This is a genomic window from Mesoplasma corruscae (assembly GCF_002930145.1).
In the GTDB taxonomy this organism is placed as follows: Bacteria; Bacillota_I; Bacilli_A; order Mycoplasmatales; family Mycoplasmataceae; genus Entomoplasma; species Entomoplasma ellychniae.
In genome coordinates, this window is record NZ_PHNF01000002.1 from 73,702 (window position 1) to 91,302 (window position 17,601).

General features: G+C 26.0%; 15 protein-coding genes. 14 read left to right on the plus strand and 1 reads right to left on the minus strand.

Going from position 1 to position 17,601, the window contains the following annotated elements; translation table 4 throughout:
- Positions 1-13: 13 nt before the first annotated feature.
- The 6 genes from mnmA to MCORR_RS02880 all read left to right on the plus strand — a co-directional run bounded on the left by mnmA (position 14) and on the right by MCORR_RS02880 (position 8,202).
- Positions 14-1,150: a tRNA 2-thiouridine(34) synthase MnmA gene (gene mnmA, locus MCORR_RS02855; RefSeq protein ID WP_104208080.1), complete on the plus strand. Its 1,137-nt coding sequence runs from the start codon at positions 14-16 to the stop codon at positions 1,148-1,150.
- A gap of 37 nt (positions 1,151-1,187) precedes the next feature.
- Entirely contained in the window at positions 1,188-1,805 is a 618-nt protein-coding gene (locus MCORR_RS02860) for a hypothetical protein (protein WP_104208081.1), read from the plus strand.
- An 83-nt stretch (positions 1,806-1,888) separates the two neighbouring features.
- Positions 1,889-3,826: an ABC transporter ATP-binding protein gene (locus MCORR_RS02865; RefSeq protein ID WP_181021220.1), complete on the plus strand. Its 1,938-nt coding sequence runs from the start codon at positions 1,889-1,891 to the stop codon at positions 3,824-3,826.
- A 125-nt stretch (positions 3,827-3,951) separates the two neighbouring features.
- A complete protein-coding gene (locus MCORR_RS02870; RefSeq protein WP_104208083.1) occupies positions 3,952-6,609 on the plus strand; it encodes an endo-beta-N-acetylglucosaminidase in 2,658 nt (885 codons plus the stop codon).
- Between the two features lie 20 nt (positions 6,610-6,629).
- The gene (locus MCORR_RS02875) at positions 6,630-7,334 is read left to right on the plus strand and encodes an ABC transporter ATP-binding protein (protein ID WP_104208084.1); all 705 of its coding nucleotides are present in this window, start codon (positions 6,630-6,632) and stop codon (positions 7,332-7,334) included.
- The gene (locus MCORR_RS02880) at positions 7,324-8,202 is read left to right on the plus strand and encodes a hypothetical protein (protein WP_104208085.1); all 879 of its coding nucleotides are present in this window, start codon (positions 7,324-7,326) and stop codon (positions 8,200-8,202) included. The genes MCORR_RS02875 and MCORR_RS02880 overlap by 11 nt, the downstream gene beginning before the upstream one ends.
- 78 nt (positions 8,203-8,280) lie before the next feature.
- On the opposite strand, the gene MCORR_RS02885 is transcribed toward MCORR_RS02880, so the two are convergent.
- Positions 8,281-8,826, minus strand: a complete 546-nt coding sequence (locus MCORR_RS02885) for a hypothetical protein (protein ID WP_104208086.1) — start codon at positions 8,824-8,826, stop codon at positions 8,281-8,283.
- Here MCORR_RS02885 and MCORR_RS02890 point away from each other — a divergent pair.
- The 8 genes from MCORR_RS02890 to tig all read left to right on the plus strand — a co-directional run bounded on the left by MCORR_RS02890 (position 8,825) and on the right by tig (position 17,539).
- Complete coding sequence (locus MCORR_RS02890; protein WP_104208087.1) at positions 8,825-9,043, plus strand: hypothetical protein; 219 nt, start codon at positions 8,825-8,827, stop codon at positions 9,041-9,043. The two genes, MCORR_RS02885 and MCORR_RS02890, sit on opposite strands and share 2 nt — an antisense overlap.
- A gap of 3 nt (positions 9,044-9,046) precedes the next feature.
- On the plus strand, positions 9,047-11,635 hold the full coding sequence (locus MCORR_RS02895) for an endo-beta-N-acetylglucosaminidase (protein ID WP_104208088.1): 2,589 nt from the start codon (positions 9,047-9,049) through the stop codon (positions 11,633-11,635).
- A 99-nt stretch (positions 11,636-11,734) separates the two neighbouring features.
- The gene (locus MCORR_RS02900; RefSeq protein WP_104208089.1) at positions 11,735-13,861 is read left to right on the plus strand and encodes a DUF2779 domain-containing protein; all 2,127 of its coding nucleotides are present in this window, start codon (positions 11,735-11,737) and stop codon (positions 13,859-13,861) included.
- On the plus strand, positions 13,854-14,795 hold the full coding sequence (fmt, locus tag MCORR_RS02905; protein ID WP_104208090.1) for a methionyl-tRNA formyltransferase: 942 nt from the start codon (positions 13,854-13,856) through the stop codon (positions 14,793-14,795). Before MCORR_RS02900 ends, fmt begins: the two co-directional genes overlap by 8 nt.
- The gene (locus MCORR_RS02910; RefSeq protein WP_181021221.1) at positions 14,788-15,312 is read left to right on the plus strand and encodes an ECF transporter S component family protein; all 525 of its coding nucleotides are present in this window, start codon (positions 14,788-14,790) and stop codon (positions 15,310-15,312) included. The genes fmt and MCORR_RS02910 overlap by 8 nt, the downstream gene beginning before the upstream one ends.
- Positions 15,313-15,374: 62 nt before the next feature.
- On the plus strand, positions 15,375-15,932 hold the full coding sequence (gene efp, locus MCORR_RS02915; RefSeq protein ID WP_104205626.1) for an elongation factor P: 558 nt from the start codon (positions 15,375-15,377) through the stop codon (positions 15,930-15,932).
- Positions 15,933-15,945: 13 nt separating this feature from the next.
- Complete coding sequence (locus MCORR_RS02920) at positions 15,946-16,245, plus strand: MMB_0454 family protein (protein ID WP_104205627.1); 300 nt, start codon at positions 15,946-15,948, stop codon at positions 16,243-16,245.
- Between the two features lie 13 nt (positions 16,246-16,258).
- Complete coding sequence (tig, locus tag MCORR_RS02925) at positions 16,259-17,539, plus strand: trigger factor (RefSeq protein ID WP_104208091.1); 1,281 nt, start codon at positions 16,259-16,261, stop codon at positions 17,537-17,539.
- The last annotated feature ends 62 nt before the right edge of the window (positions 17,540-17,601 follow it).

Below are 17,601 nucleotides of genomic sequence, written 5' to 3' on the forward strand. Positions count from 1 at the left end.
GAAAGGAGGGTGTATGAAAAAAAAGGTAATTGTTGGATTATCTGGTGGGGTTGATTCATCAGTTGCAGTTCACTTGTTGATACAGCAAGGCTATGAAGTTGAAGGTTTATTTATGCGTAATTGAGATTCATCAATTAATAATGATGTTCTTGGTAATCAAGAAATTAATAATAACATATGCCCTCAAGAACAAGATTATATGGATGCACAAGCGGTTGCTCAAAAATTAAATATTAAGTTACATAGAGTTGATTTTGTACAAGATTATTGAGATTATGTATTTAAACATTTTCTTGATGAGTATGAAAAAGGCAGAACACCAAACCCAGATATTTTATGTAACAAATATATTAAGTTTGATAAATTTATGGAATATGCTCTTAAAAATTTAAAAGCAGATTATATTGCTATGGGTCATTATGCTGGTGTTAGATATAATGATAAATTTAAAGAGTATGAAATGATCAGAGCTGTAGATCAAAATAAAGATCAAACTTATTTTTTATGTCAATTGACTCAAAATCAATTATCAAAGACATTATTTCCATTGCAAGCATTAACTAAACCTGAAATTAGAAAAATTGCAAATGACTTAAATTTAGTCACAGCTGATAAAAAAGACTCAACTGGAATTTGTTTTATTGGCGAAAGAGAATTCACAAAATTTTTGCAAAATTACATTTCAAATCAGCCAGGTGATATTGTTGACATAAAAACTAATTTAGTTATTGGAAAACATATTGGGGTAATGTATTATACTTTAGGTCAGCGTAAAGGTTTAAATTTAGGTGGAATGAATGAACCCTATTATGTTGCTAAAAAAGATATTGATAAAAAAATTATTTATGTTTGCCCTGCAAGTGATGAAAGTTATTTATTATCATCAAGTTGTATTGTTAACAAAATTAATTGAACTGTAGAATTAAATAATTATTTTAAAAATAAAAATAGTTTTGAGTGTAGTGCAAAATTTAGATATCGACAAGATGATGTTAGTGTAAAATTGATTAAACTTAATGATGAAGAATATTTAGTTGAATATGAAACGAAAACCAAAGCAATAACTCCTGGTCAAGAAGCGGTATTTTATTTAAATGAAATATGTATTGGTGGTGGAGTTATTGATAAAGTTATGCAAAATGCTTTATAATAAATATAAGATAGTTAAAATAGAAGGGCTTTAAGATATGGGTGGAAGTGCAGGACTGATAGTCCTATTAATAATGATTATAGTTGTTATTGCATTTGTTGTTATTACAACTATTACTGGAAGAAAAGCTGCTAAGAAAGAAAAAGCACAAAGATATAAAGCTGTTAGAGATGAAATTAAGACTTTTATCGCAAAAACAGAAAACAAAAAAAACATTAGAGTAGAATTTACAAAGGTTTTTGCAAGAAAAGGTCCAGAATACAAATATCGTGATGTATTTGATGTAATTATAGAGTTAATCGAACCAAAAACTCAAAAGTTAATTGAAAAAAGAGCATACGAGGTTGAAGGTATTACTCAAAAAGTTGACAAAAAAAATTATACAACAAGCTGAATTGTTAATAATAAATTAGATTTGCAAGCAACTGAACAAAGAGTTGCCATTGGTCAAAAAGAAATTAAACTATCCAGAGAAGAAATTAAAGCAATGAAAACAGCAGATCGACTTAAAGAACGTGAATTAGCTAAGTATGAAAAAGATGAAATTAAAAAAATTAGAGAAATACAAAAACACCATAAAAAAGATCAACCAATTACAAAAACCACTGAAAACAAGCAAAAATTTGTACCCGTTAGAGCAAGAAGAGATAAGTAGATTAAAACCTACTTTTTTTATTTTTTAAGAGTATAATTATTATTAAATATTAATAACGCATTAAAAATTTTAAGGAGCAAATGATGAGAAAAAAATTAAAAAAAACATCAGATGATACAATCATTTCAAAAACTGAATTAGAAAGAATTCAATTAGAAATGGATAATGAAAAACAACAAGCAAAAATAAACAAAACTATTAATAAAGAAGATAGTTTTTCATCTTTGGTTAAAAGATATTTTAAAAAAGAATGAAGATTGGGAATTATTATAGTTATGTTAGCTATAATTTCGGTTGGTTGTTCAGTTATGATACCATTGCTAACAAGACAAATGACAATAGATATTTCAATCAAAAATGCTGTTGCTAATAATGCTGAAGCTGGACAAATTTCATTGCTTAAAAAAGAATGATGAGGTTTTTCATGATACCATATTCTTTATATTGCTTTAAGCGTTGTTGGTTTTAGTTCAATAGCTCAATTTTTTAGTAATTACTTTTCATTTATTTTCTCAAAAAGAGTTGAAATAGATTTAAGAAACAAAACTTTAGAAGCTTTAGTAAGACAAGACATATCATATTACTCAGATAAACAAATTGGTGAAATTATTACAGGTGTTATATCTGATACTCAAATAGTGGGTGACCAATTAGCACAAGTGCCAGTCACATTATTTACAGCTTTTTTAACTATAGTTGGTGCTTCTGCAATGATGCTTTATTTTGAATGAACATTAGCAACATCTGTTTTAGTAACTTTTGTGGTTGTTTTAATGATTTTATTAGTTATGTTCGGTTTTATGAAAAATTCAATATCAAGAGTAAGAAAAGTACTAACAACTATAAATGGCAAGGTTACTGATAGAATTTCAAATATTAGATTAATTAAAGCTTCTGGAACAGAAAATTATGAAAAAGAATTTTTTCAAAAAAAACACAAAGGATATTATGAGCAAATCACTAAATTAGCAAAAGTTCAATCTTCTGCGATTACTGTATTATTTTCAGGGATATCATTAATTCAATTTGTAGCTATTGCAACTGCTATGATTAAATATGGTAGTACACCAGGTCCAGAATCAACATTGTTTTTCTCGACAGTTTTTGCTTCATTTTCGTTAGCTCAAGGAATAATGGTGGGTCCTTTATTTCAAGTTGTTATGTCTGCAGTAGGAGTTGCATCAGCATCTGTTTCAGCCCAAAGAATTGCTACAACAGTTAATGCTAAATCAATAATGGATCCTCATTATAATGATGGAATTATTGTAAAAAATGTTGATGGCGATATTCATTTTAAAAAAGTAAGTTTTGCATATCCTGAAAAACCTGAAAAACAAATATTACCTGAATTTGATTTCACTTTTAAAAAAGGTAAATCATATGCTTTTGTTGGAGAAACTGGATCTGGTAAATCAACAATTTCAAGATTATTATTAAGATTTTATGACCCAACAACTGGTGATGTTTTAATTAATGGTAATACTAATTTAAAAGATGTAAACTTGTCAAGTTATTTAGATAATGTTGGTTATGTTGAACAAGACCCACAAATTTTATATGGTGATATTTATGAAAATGTTAAATATGGTAGATTTAATGCCTCAGATAAACAAGTTGTTGAAGCTTGTAAAAAAGCAGAACTAGATGAGTTAATTATGTCATGACCTGATGGATATAAAACAATTTTAGGTGAACGTGGATTTATGTTATCTGGTGGTCAAAAACAAAGATTAATTATTGCTAGAATGTTTTTAAAAGATCCGCAACTATTAATTCTTGATGAGGCAACTTCAGCACTAGATAATATTGTTGAAAAAGAAATACAAGAAAAATTGGAAGCTTTAATGATTGGAAGAACAACTGTATCAATTGCACATAGACTATCAACTATTAAAAATTCAGACCAAATAATTGTTTTAGGAAAAGATGGAAAAGGAATAGTTCAAATAGGAACATTTGATGAACTTAAAACTAAAAAAGGTCATTTTAAAGAATTATACGAAGCCGGATTAATGGACTAAAAAATCAAGTTTTCAACTTGATTTTTTTTTTTTTTTGTGTTCTAATATGATTGCATACTTTAGTTCTTATTAAAAAAAATAACTTTTGCTTGCAAAATATTTTTACAAAAAAGGAAAATAAATAAATGGCAAAAATTAAAAAGAAAAATTTAACAATTTTGTTTTTATCTACAATAGTAACATCTTCAATGTCTACTTATGTTTTTTCATGCGTAGATAAAGTGTTTGGAACAGATATTTCTTCTTTTGCAAACTATGATTGAATTAAAGAAGAACCTTATTTTAAAGGTTATGAAGAAGTTTCTCCAATTAAAGCACCAGTTCAAAATGTTCAAAAGATTGAATCAAATACAATATTGCCTAACAGTTATTTTGATTTAAGTACACAAAGCACTGCGTTTAAAACAAAATTAGAAATCAAAAAACAAGCAACAACTGGAGTGCCTCTTAATTCAAAGTTCTTGCCTAATGGTAATTATGTTTCAGATTTTAAAAAAGTGAAAAGAGAAGACTTTTATAATGAAACAAATAAACTAGTTGATTGAACATCTTTAGCTGATTTAGATGCTAAGTATAATAAATCAAAAATTAAACTTCAAGACACTGAAAAAACTATGTTAGCATGAACTAAATATCAAGATCCTCAAACAAAAGAATTAAATATGTCTACCATAATGGAATCTACTTCGCTTTCAAATTCTAATATTGGAAATAAAAGAGTATATGAAAGATCATTTAATAACTATCAGTATAATGACATTTTAGTTTCATGAGCTGGGGCTATTGATGAGGGGATTATAGTTCCTCCTGCAAAAAATCAAGTTGAAAAAGCACACTTAAATGGAACAAAAATTTTAGGTAACATCTTTTTAGATGGTTATCATGGTTTAACTAAACAAAACTTAAAAGGTTTTTTAGACAAAGATGATATGGGTAAATACAAAGTAACAAGTGTGCTTATTGAAATGGCTGTTTATTTAGGTTTTGATGGTTGATTTTGAAATAATGAACCAAATGGGGCAAGTCCTAATTCTACTGTTGTTGATACAAAGATCACAACTGAAATAATGAAACAATTAAAAGATGAAATTAAACTATCAAGTAATTCACAAGTTCAAAAACTTGAAGTTTATGGTTACAAAAATTACGGAAGATTATCTGCAAAAGAAGATGGAAGAGTAGATCTTGAAGCCGAAGATATCTATAATAATACCGACTATTTTATTCAAGATTTTTGAAATTTTTCTGATGGCCTACAAAATTACTTTGAAGAAAACAATATTTCTGAAAATGATCGCTTTAAAGTTTTTAATATGTATAACGCTGGGGCTTGAGTTGATTCAAAAATTTGATTAGACAAAAATAAAATTGGTAAAAGAGATTTAAGAGATTTAAACTATATACCATTAGATCAAAACGGTGAACCATTTACTAATACCTATTTAATGGAAGAAGCATATTTAGCTCAACCTAAAGATGGAAAATTAGAAACAATAACTTTTAAAGAAAAAGATGATGAATCTACAAATGAAAAAATTAAAGGCTCTAAAAACTCAATTTCATTTTTTGCAGCCCATGTTCCTTATGATATTGCTTCTCAAGAAATGGACGAAATAGCAGGAAATAATAAAACTAAAAATGTTGACTTAGACGTTTATGGGATGGTTGCTGCTAATAACTATGATGACATGATGTACACTGGTGCTAACAAAGCCTTGTCTGATTTAGACAAAGGAGTTGCTGCTTATCCGCATTCATGAAATCAAGATTGATCTAAAATTTATAAAGACAAAAGTTATGGTATTGGTAATCTAATACAAGAAAAAACTGTTCTTATTGATAGTAACAACTTTTTTAAAACAAATTTTTCAACAGGACAAGGTAAGAAGTTTGTTACTGCTAATATTGGAAAAAATTTTTCAACTATTGAAAATTACCCATGAAGTAATACAAATATAGCTGATGTGCAACCAACATACAAATGAGATTTAACTAAAAAATCTTCAGAAGAAGTTGTAATTAATGCTAATTCAAAAAACCCTATTACTGGATTTTATGATTACAAGAATGTTTATTTAAAAGGAAATTCAATAAGTTTAGGATCTGGATATAATCAAAAGGGCGAAATTCAAGAATCAACTTGAGATGCTAATTCTGAGTACACATGAAATATTATGGGGTCAAATTATAAAGAAACAAGTGAAAAAAATATTTCAGCAGTTTTAAGGGTTCCTAAATCATTTGATCAAAAAAATACTTCTATTCACATAATTGATAATAATGGAAAAAAAATAACTCTTGATACATCAGTTGAAAAACTAAGCTATGAATCTGATGCAAATTATAATTGAATTGAATTAGTTGCAAAAACAAACTCACAAATTGCAAAAATTGGTATTACAATAAAAACCAATAGTGAAGATCAAAAATTTTTAATTAGTTGTGGTGAAATAAAAGTTACTAAAAATGAAGGTTCAAAAATTAAAAAAGAAAATAATGCTGAAGATAAAAGTTCAATAAAAATAGAATCTTTAATTAAAAAAAATAATAAAACAAGTTTAAGATTTTCTTTTAACGATAGTAGTTATGATGAAAATGATAAATATGCATATTATGAAATTTATTATAAAAATTTAGACAATAAATTAGTAAGACTAACAGAAAACATAACTAATAATTTTTACATAAAAGATTTAAATAATAATACATCAAGTATTTACATTAAAAAAATTCCAAATAATACTAGCTACGAAGACATATCATGATTTCAATTTAGTATATAGAATAAAGAAAGGATAACCATATGATAGAAATTAAAAACATATCAAAAAAATTTGGTAAAAACATAGTTCTTAATAATATAAGTTTAAATATTAAAGATGGTGAATCTGTAGCTTTATTAGGTTCTAATGGTTCGGGTAAAACAACTTTGCTTGAAATAATAATTGGCCAAATCAAACCCACTTCAGGAACAGTATTTATTGACAACGAAAAAAATGGATATGATAAAATAGGGATTCAATTTCAAGAGGGTATATGACCAAAAGGAGTAACTTCTAAATTAATAATTAATTATTTTAAAAAAAAACGTAACTCAATTAAAGATCCTGAAGTAAAAAAATTAATTGAAATTTTTGAAATTAATGATTTTTTGAACAAAGATCTAAATAGTTTATCTGGTGGGCAAAAACAAAGACTGAATACATTATTAGCTGTTGTTAACGATCCTAAATATATTTGTTTGGATGAAATGATAACTGGATTAGATTTAAAAATGCAACTTAAGTTATTTGATTATTTTGAAAATTTAAAAAAATTAAATAAAACAATAATTATTGTTTCTCACATACCAGAAGAAGTAGAAAGATTATGCGATAGATTCGTTATTTTAAAAGATGGAAATATTTTTTATCAAAATACTGTTAAAAAAGCTATAAAAGAATTTGGGACAATAAGAAATTTAATGATAGATTATTACAAAGGAGTTTTAGTCTCAAATGCAAAGTAGTTTTAAAAAGAACCAATTCTTAAATATGTGAAATAATATAAAGCTTCTTTCAACATCAGTTCTTAAAAACTTAAGAACTTATCTTTATTTAATAATATTCCCTATTTGCATAGTCACTCTTGTTATTGCTTATAAAGTTGTAAAAACTGAAAATGCCATTTATATTAATGACATTTGTTCGATTTTAATATTACCCTCATTTATGGTGATTTTTTTAGTTAATATAACTATTTCTGAATGAAAAAATTCTGTTTTTTTAAAAAGAATACATTCAGCTGGTATATCAAGAAACTCATTTTTATTCTCAATGTTTATTTTTAATTTTATGTTAGGTATCGTTTCATTTATTTTCACATCTTTGTATTCGTTTTGATTAACTTCTAGTTTTTTTCCAATTAATCAAGGTGGAAAACAAATGGGTTTTGCTGAAATGCTTTTTATGATGATGACTTTTAAAACAGCTATGGGTTTAATTATGGGGGTTAGTTTTTGTATAGTTATATCAATATGCATTGGAACTATAGTTTCAGGTGTTTTTAAAAGTGTAGCGCTTTCTCAATCTATAGCTTCTATTCTAATGATATTTGCAGTAATTTCTTCGGATGTTTTTATATCGCCTGAAATAATTGCAGTTAGTCGTTTTTTAGTAAATTTATGTTATATATCGCCTTATAAACATTCTGTTTGAATTAGTATTTTACTATCTTCTGATGCTAATTTTAAATGAATTTATCATGGTGCAGCAGAAGGGAGAGTGTTAGGAGTATCTTTTGGATTGAAAGAGTGATTACCAGTTTTCTCATCAGCTATATATTTAACACTTTTAACATTTTTAAGTATTTTTAGTTTTAAATGGAATGGGAAATAAAAAAATGCAAAAAAATAACTTTTTAAGAAATGTTTCTATCGTTTCATTATCTATTTTTCAAAATTTAAGAACTTATGTTTATTGTTTCATACTGCCTTCATTAGTATCTGTTTTACTTTTTATTTTTAAAATATATATGGGTTCTACTTTAATTACTCCTCCACTTTTATTTGCTATATTTTTTGCACCATCATTATTTTTAATATTAATTGTTAATATAACAATATCTGAATGAAAGAACTCTGTTTTTTTAAGAAGAATACATTCAGCAGGTGTAAGTAAATTCAATTTTTTGATTTCTGTTTGAACAGTTTTTTTGTTTGTAGGGATGATTGGCAATTTATTGTCAATAATTTCAATAGTTATAACTTCACAATTTTTTAGTCTTAGTAATACGATGCCAATAGGGCTTCAAATGGCTTTTATAGGCTTTAAAGGGTGGTTTATATTTGTACTGTGTTTAGTTTTTGCAAACCTTACATCGATTTTTATTGCTTCAACAATATCAGGTTTTTTTAAAAGCATAGCTGTAACTCAAAGTGTCACAATTTTATTGCTAAGCTTTTTTATTTTGTTTTCAGATATATTTTTAGAACCACAAATAACTTCTGGATATAAAAACATGTTCTACACAAGTTATTTTTCTCCATTCAAACCATGAGTTTGATTGACAATGTTAAATTCTTGTGAAAATAATTATAATGCTATAATTCAAGATTATGCAAAATCTTACAAAAGCTTTCAGATGAATTCAATTTATACATTTTTAGTTGGTGCTGGTTATTGTGCTTTGTTTTTTACTAGTTCTATTTATTCTTTTAGATGAAACAATAAAGGATAGAAGATGAAAAAAATATTAAAATTAACTTTTTGCAGTGTCATGATAAGTTCTTTAACTTTTTCTTTTGTAACATCTTGTTCTTTATCAAGAGGATTTTATATTGATTATGATAAGTTAGAAAAATTTGATTTTTCAAAAAATGAAGAAATTATAAACTACGATGATTTTGCTTACAAAATGCCTTTATTTAAAATTAATGAAGATAAAGCAAAAATTATATCAAAACCTAAAGAAATAATTAATTATTTTGAAGAAGATTTTTATACAGGGCATAAAACCAAAAATGAAATAGCGTTACAAGCCACTACTGGAATACCTTTAAATTCAAAATTTTTACCAAATGGTAATGTTTTGACAGAAATGGGGTCTAAAAATAAAAAAGATTTATTTAACTATACAAATAAATTGTCAGATTGAAACACAATTTTTGATAAGGATTTTGCATATAATAAATCAAATCAAAAATTAATTAAATCAACTAAGACAATAGCTAAAGAAATTGCTAAACAATCATCTGATGTGAAATCTACAATTATGTTTGTTTCTGAAAAATCAACTGAGTCAACTTATAGCATTTTACAACAAAACAAAATGTTTTCAAAAAATTTTAACAATTGAGCATATGTAGATTATTTTGTTAATTGAGCAGGTTCATCATCTGAAGGTTTTGTAGTGCCACCACCAACAGATCTTGTTGAATATGGTCACACTAATGGTGTAAAAGTATTAGGGAATGTTTTTTTAGATGGGTCGCATGGATTAACTAAATCTGATCTTAATGATTTTCTAAAAAGAGATGTTAATGGGAACTTTGTTAATGTTAATACTATTATTAACTTGACTCTTAGTTTAGGTTTTGATGGATGATTTTGAAATAATGAACCTAATGGGTATGTAGGAAATGGTTTTATTGTTAGACAAGAAGTTATTCAAGAATTCATTCGTCAACTAAATACTAAAATAACAAAAAGTAATTTAGATATTGAATTAATAAGTTATGAAAATATGGGAACTTTAGAAATCAATGAAACTACATCTAAAGCAAATAGGAGTGAATCTGAATTTTTGCAAAAAAACGGTAGTGGTTTTATATCTGATTTTTTTCAGTGACCAAATTCATCTGAGCAATACATTAAAAAAAATAAATTATCTAATGATGAAAAGTTTAAAATATTTAACATGTATAACATGGGAATTGACTATGAGCCTGGAAAACTGTTATATGATGAGAAAAACTTAGGTAAAGCGGACTTATTAAATCTAGCTTATAAACATTATGATAAAAATGGTAACCAATATTCTAGAAGCCATAATGACTTAGATAAAGAACTCAAAGATTATTTTAATAATGATTTCACTTATAAAGATGAAAATCCGCTAAATTCAATTTCTATTTTTTCAGCTGAAAACGCATATAAATTTGGTGATACGACAATGAGATATAAAAAACCAATATTATCTAAAAAAGATTTTATTGATGTTAGTACACTAGCTACAGTTAAAAGTGAGTATTTTGATGAGGCAATATATTCTGGATACAACAAAAACATTTCTGATAATGACAAAGGAAGTTTATCAAGAAACTATGATGAGCTATCAAATAATAAAGAATTGAGTTTCGGTGTTGGAAACATAGTTCAACAAAACACTATTATTAATGATAAAAATAGTCAAATATTCACAAATTTTTCAACAGGTCACGGTAATCAATTTGTCACTATTTCAGAAAACAAAAGAGAAACTTTAAATGACTTTTTATGAAGTGATAGAAGAATGGGTGATTTACAACCAACTTATAAATGAAATATTTCTGAAAGTAATGATGGTTTGTCTAATAAAAAAATAGCTTCAAGTAATATCACTGGATACTATGATTATTATGAACCTTATTTAAAAGGTAACTCAATTGCATTAGGATCTGGTTTTGATGATAATGATGGAAAAATATTAGATGCTGTTTGAGATGAAAATAAAACTTATGATTGAAAAATTTTTGGGACTAATTTAAAAAAGAAATTTGAAACTCAATTTACTTTTAAATATAAGTTGTCATCTTTATCAAACATTGATTTATTAGCTGAAGTAAAACCGTTGGTTTGAGATTCTAATGGTGATAAAATTCAAGTTAGTTATAAAGTTAATAAAAATAATGATTGAGTTGAATTAAAATTTAAAATAATACCTACTGATAAAGGTATAGCTTCTGTTGGATTAGGCATAAAACCAAAAGTAAAAAAATTTAAGTTAAACGTTGGTGAATTTTCATACAAAAATATGTCAAATGCTTATGAAGAAACTGAAATAAATATCAATACTAAAAATTCTTTTATTGATGTTCAAGTTAGTGATAATAAAAAAGAAACAAAAAACTTAAGATTGCATTTACCTAATGAAAAAATAAACTCTAATGAAATATTGCAAATATTTTTTAAAGACTATTTAGAGAAAGACGTTTTAAAAAGCATAGGTTTTTCAAAAACAAATCATTTATTTTTAAGAAATATACCAATTACAACTAATGAAATATATGTCAAAAAAATAGACATTTTAAACAATAAAGAAAAATGATCCAAAATTTTAATTTCAGAATAATAAAAATTTAAATAAAGTTTTAAACTTTATTTTTTTATGTTTAATATTTATAATTGAATAATATTTAGTAAAATATATTTTAAAGAAAGGGTGTGAATTATGATTAAGTTAAAAACACCTGTGAATAAAGAAACTTTTAAACTAGCTCTTAGTGAATGTATTAAAAAAGCATGAGTGTGAGATAACAAAAATAACTTTGAATATGCAGTTAATTTGTATAAAAGTAAACAACTAACTTTTGATGTTGGTGCCTTGCTTGAAGATCAAGAAGAGTTTGATGAATCAGCAGTAGCAATTGACTTATTTGAAGCATATGCTAATGTTGATAAACTGCCACCATTAGAAGCTCAAGAATTTTTAAGTGCATGAAATCAAGCTTGAGAAAATGAAGAGGGATTTGATATTGATTCTTTTAAAGGTGAATCTATTGAAGATGGTTTAGCATTTGGACATAAAGTTCAAGAATATTTTGACATGTTAAATATTTTCGAAAACAAAACTTATCAAACTAATTTCAAAACATTAAATTTATCTGATTTAAATTTTGCTAACTCACTTGATGCAACTCAAAAAGCATTATTAGATGATAAAGTTAAATATATTTATGAAGCAGGTTTTTCATACAATAATGAAATGTTAAAAACTAAATGTGATGTTATTAAGATTAAACCAAATAAACATGTTGAAATATATGAAGCAAAGGCAACATCAAAAGTTAAAAAAGAACACTTTTTTGACATAGTCTATCAAGCTTACATTTTAGAAAAATTAGGATTTATTGTTGATAATATTTTTATTGTTCATGTTAATGGTAACTATGTTAGAGGATGAGACTATAATAAAATTCATGATAATCAATCATTTGGTGACTTTGCTAAATTAGTTCATTCATCATTACCACCAATTAAATATGATGAAATAAAAGAAATGGTTAATAGTGATTTTGTTGTATTATCAGATAATGAACTTTCAGATTTAGATTTGCAAGCATTAGTATTTATTGATGAACTAACTTGAGGAACAAAATCCACAAGAAAAACTCTTTTTGAAGATTATAAAACTTTTAAGTCAACATTTGATTTAGATGTTATTTTTTCAACAATCTCTAACTTTTTAACCATAGATTCAAATAGTGAAGAAGCTTTAGAAATGTTGAGTAATTTAACTTGTCAAGTTAAAATAGAAAAATCAAGATCAGGCATTTTTAATTATGCTGGTGGTAATAAAGCATATAATTCATGTTTTCATGCAATGAAATGGTTTGATAAGTACACTCCTGGTTTTTGAAATATAACTAAATTAGCTAAAAAAAATAAATCATATATTATAAATAATTCAAAATCCCCATATTTTAAAGACTATGAAACACTTTCAGATCATTCAATTCCCTTAAATAAAAAGCGAGTTTCATTTTTAGAAACTAATCAAAAAGCTCTAAGAATGTTTGAAGTATACAAAGCTCAAAAAGAACACCCAAATGACATTAATAAATGAAAAATAATTGATCCTAATAACATTGATTTAATTAAAGGGTTATTAGGAAATTATTTACATACCCCAATATATATGTATGATTTTGAAACGTCAAAATGAGCTATTCCACGCTTTAATAAAACTAATAGTTATTATCAAGTTCCATTTCAATATTCAATTGATGTAATCACTAATGATAAATTTGATTACAATGATTCAACCACTATGCCTCATTATGATTTTTTATCTAATGAAGTTAATGTCGATCCAAGACCAAAGTTTATTGAAAACTTTATTAAAGATTCTTTCAAGCATGGACCTGGAGTTTATGTAGCTTATAATGAAAGTTTTGAAAAAGGTGTATTAAGAAAATTAGCTTTACTATACCCTGAATTTGCCAAGCCATTATTATATATAGTTGAACATACAATCGATTTAATGGATTTCTTTTATGGGAGTGATAAAGAAAATAGACCATATTTTTTAATTTATCATCCAAACTTTTTGGGAAGTTATTCTATTAAAAAGACTCAACCAAGTTTGGATGCTAATTTTTCATATAATGACCTTGTTATTAATAAAGGTGATAAGGCTAGTGAAACATTTAGAAACTTTGTTGATAAAAGAATACCTATTGATGCTTGAAACATAAGCATCAAAGAAGGAATGTTGAAATATTGTAATCGTGACACATTAGCAATGGTTGTTATATTAAAAAGAATTAAAGAATTGATGGGTAATATTTATGAATAAAATTAAAGTTATATTTTGTGGAACACCTAATATAGCAGCAAATATCTTATTATCACTTTTAGAAATGACAAGTGTGAGCATTGAGTTAGTTATTAGCCAACCAGATAGAATTGTTGGTAGAAAAAAACAACTAACACAAACTCCAGTTAAAAAAGTTGCTCTTGAAAATAATTTAAAAATTGAACAGCCATTAAAAATAGCTGAAATTTATGAAATTATTCAAAAATCTAACCCTGATTTTATTGTAACTTGTGCATATGGTCAATTTATTCCAAGCAAAATTTTACAAATTCCAAAAATTGATGCAATCAATATTCATGGAAGTTTATTGCCAAAATATCGTGGTGGAGCACCAATTCAATATGCAATTAAAAATGGTGATAAAAAAACAGGTATATCAATTATGAAGATGGTTAAAGAAATGGATGCAGGAGATTATTATGTTCAAGAAGAAATTGATATTGATGTTAATGATGACGCTGGAAGTTTATTTGAAAAAATGACTTTGCTTGGTCAAAAAATGATTAAAAAATATTTATTACAAATTTATAATAATCAACTTCAATTAATTAAACAAAATCCTAAAAAAGTAACTTATTGTAAAAATATTTCTTCAGAAGAAGAAAGAATTATTTGAAATAATAAAGGTGAGGTAATCAGAAACCACATCAGAAGTCTTTCACCATCACCAATTGCTCACACATTTATTAATAATGAAAGATATAAAATAAAATCTATTGAACTTACAAAAGTTAAATCTAAATATAAAGAAGGTAGTGTGGTTGGTATTAAAAACGAAGGCATTCAAGTAGCAACTGCTGATGTTGATATTATAATCACAAATATTCAAAGACCTGGTAAAAAAATGATTAATGCTAGTTTATATAAACATAATAATTTAAATGATATAAAAGTTGGTGATTTTTTTGAATAAAAATAAACTAAGTATTAAAAAAATTTGTATTCTTGGTTTAATAACCGCTTTGTTAATAACTGTTTCATTAACAACCACACTATTTTGAAAAGGCAAATATGTTGTGCAATTCACAAATGGATTATATATTTTATTTTGTTTAACTATTCCTGGAATTGGAATGTTGATTGTTGGTGTTGTTTATGGAAGTATGATTGATTCTATTGCAAATTCATTTAGCACAATACCTATTACTATTTTTATTAATGTATTAATTTTTTTAATAATTAAGATTTCTAATAAAACATTTGTTCAACATATTTTAGCATTGTTTTGTTGTGTGTTGGTTTTTTTGTATATCCCTTACCAATGATATGTTAATTGAAACGGTTTGAGCAGTGATGAAAGGTATGGATTATTAATTAGTGAACTAATTGTTGATGCGATACAATTGTTAGTTTCTTTTATAATTTTTGAGTTTATGTTCTTAACTTTGACAAAAACAAAACTAATTATTAAAATACAAAAACAATACTAAATTAAAAAATGCTATAATTTATTTTGAATTAAAATAAGATTATATGAAAGAAGGATTAAAGAATGTCAGTTAATGATTTACGTCCAGGCACAACATTTATTTATGAAAAAAACTTATTTGTTGTAGTAGAACAATCTTTTTCTAAAACAGGTAGACAACAAGGTAAAGTTAGTGTGAAAGCTAAAAACTTAAGAACTGGAGCACGTGTTGAAATTACATTTACAGGTGGAGATAAAGTTGAAAAAGCCATGATTGAAAGAAAAGATATGCAATATTTATACAATGATGGTAATGATGCATATTTAATGGATATTGAAAGTTATGAACAAATTCAAATACCAATGTCAAGATTAGAATGAGAATCAAAATTTTTAAAAGATGGTCTTATGATTAAAATGACTGATTTTGATGGTGAAGTATTAGGAATATCTTTACCTGATAAAGTTGAACTTGAAGTAACCCAAGCTGAAGGTGCTGTTAAGGGAGATACTACTAGTGGTGCTCAAAAAAAAGCAGTTCTTGAAACAGGGCATGAAATTATGGTTCCTTTATTTGTTAATGTAGGAACAGTTATAATTGTTTCTACAGAAGATGGTAAGTATTCAGGAAGAGCTCAATAAAAAGGAGGATATTATGTATATCTCAATTGAAAGAAATAACAGGGGTTCATTAGACATTGAAATAAATGCATTGAACAGACTAATTGAACATTCAGTTACATCAGATGTACGTGATGTTACTAAAAAAATAAAAGACATTGATGTGTGAACTGACATTTATTATGACAATGTTGTTTATGTACTAATTAAGATAAAATTAATAGACAATGCAATGATGTTAGATGAACATCAAATTTATAAAGGTGTTGAAGAAGCAATATTTCAAACACTTGGTTTAAAACCTAAAAACATTGCAATCGCTTATAGAAAATAGAGGAATTGAATAAATGAAATTTACAGAACAAAAATTTACAGAACAAGGAACAGGTAAGTGAATAGTTTATATTGATGGACAAGAATGAACAGATGTTTTAAAAAAAGCTAAAAATAGAGTTATTTCAAATTTAGAAGTTCCAGGATTTAGAAAAGGAAAAGTTCCACCAGCTCAAGTTGAAAAATACGCATCACCTTCAAAAATTTACAATGAAGCTTACAGAATGATGATTTCACCAGCATTTGATTTTGCCAGATCACAAGATGTTAAAGTTGAACCAATGAATTCACCAACCCCATTACCAAAAAAAGTTAGCGAAAAAGAATTGGTTATTGAGTTTATATTTGATTTAAAACCTGAAATAAAATTAGGGCAATATAAAAACATTAAAACTATTGAAAAACCTAAAACTGAAGTTACTGATGAAGAAATCGCTGCAGCTATTGATCAATATTGTGAACAATTTACAATGGAAAAAACAAAAGATTCTAAAGAATCTATTGTTAATGGTGATGCTGTTATCTTTGACTTTGAAGGATTTTTAGATGGTGTTGCATTTAAAGGTGGAGAAGCTAAGGGCCACAGACTAGTTATTGGATCTAAGCAATTTATTCCAGGATTTGAAGAATCAATGATTGGTTTGAAATTAGGTAATCATGAAATTGAAGTTGTATTCCCAAATGATTACACCCCAGAATTGGCTAATAAAAAAGCAATATTTAAATTAAACATAACTGAAATTAAAACAAGAGAGCTTCCAAAAAAAGACGATGAACTTGTTAAAGATTTAAATTTACCAGGTGTTAATACATATAAAGAATTTGAAGCAAGAGTTAAATCTGATATTCAAAAACAAAAAGAGACAAATCTTAAAAATCAATTTGTTAATGATTTGATTGTTGAAATTGCAAAAAATTCAACTATTGAATTGCCTAAATCGGCAATTGAAAATCAAACAGCCGATCTTAAAAAACAATTCGAAGAAGAACTTAAAAAACAAAATATGGATATTAAAAAGTATAAAAAGAAAACAGGTTTATCTGATGAACAAATTAACGAAGAGTTAAAATTTGATGCAATTGCTAAATTACAATCATATTTAATAACTTCTGAAATTAGAGCTAAAGAAAAATTTAAAGTTAGTGAAAATCATTTAAATGCTAAATATGAAATGTTTGCTTCTCAATTTGGGATTGATGTTGAACAAGTTAAAACTATGATTAATCCTGAAATATTAAACGGCGAAATTATCAACGAATTATTAGTTGATTTCTTATATTCAAACAATGGATAAAAATAACCTGAAAAGGTTTTTTTATTTTTTAGCACTCTATACTATCATTTGCTAAAAAATAA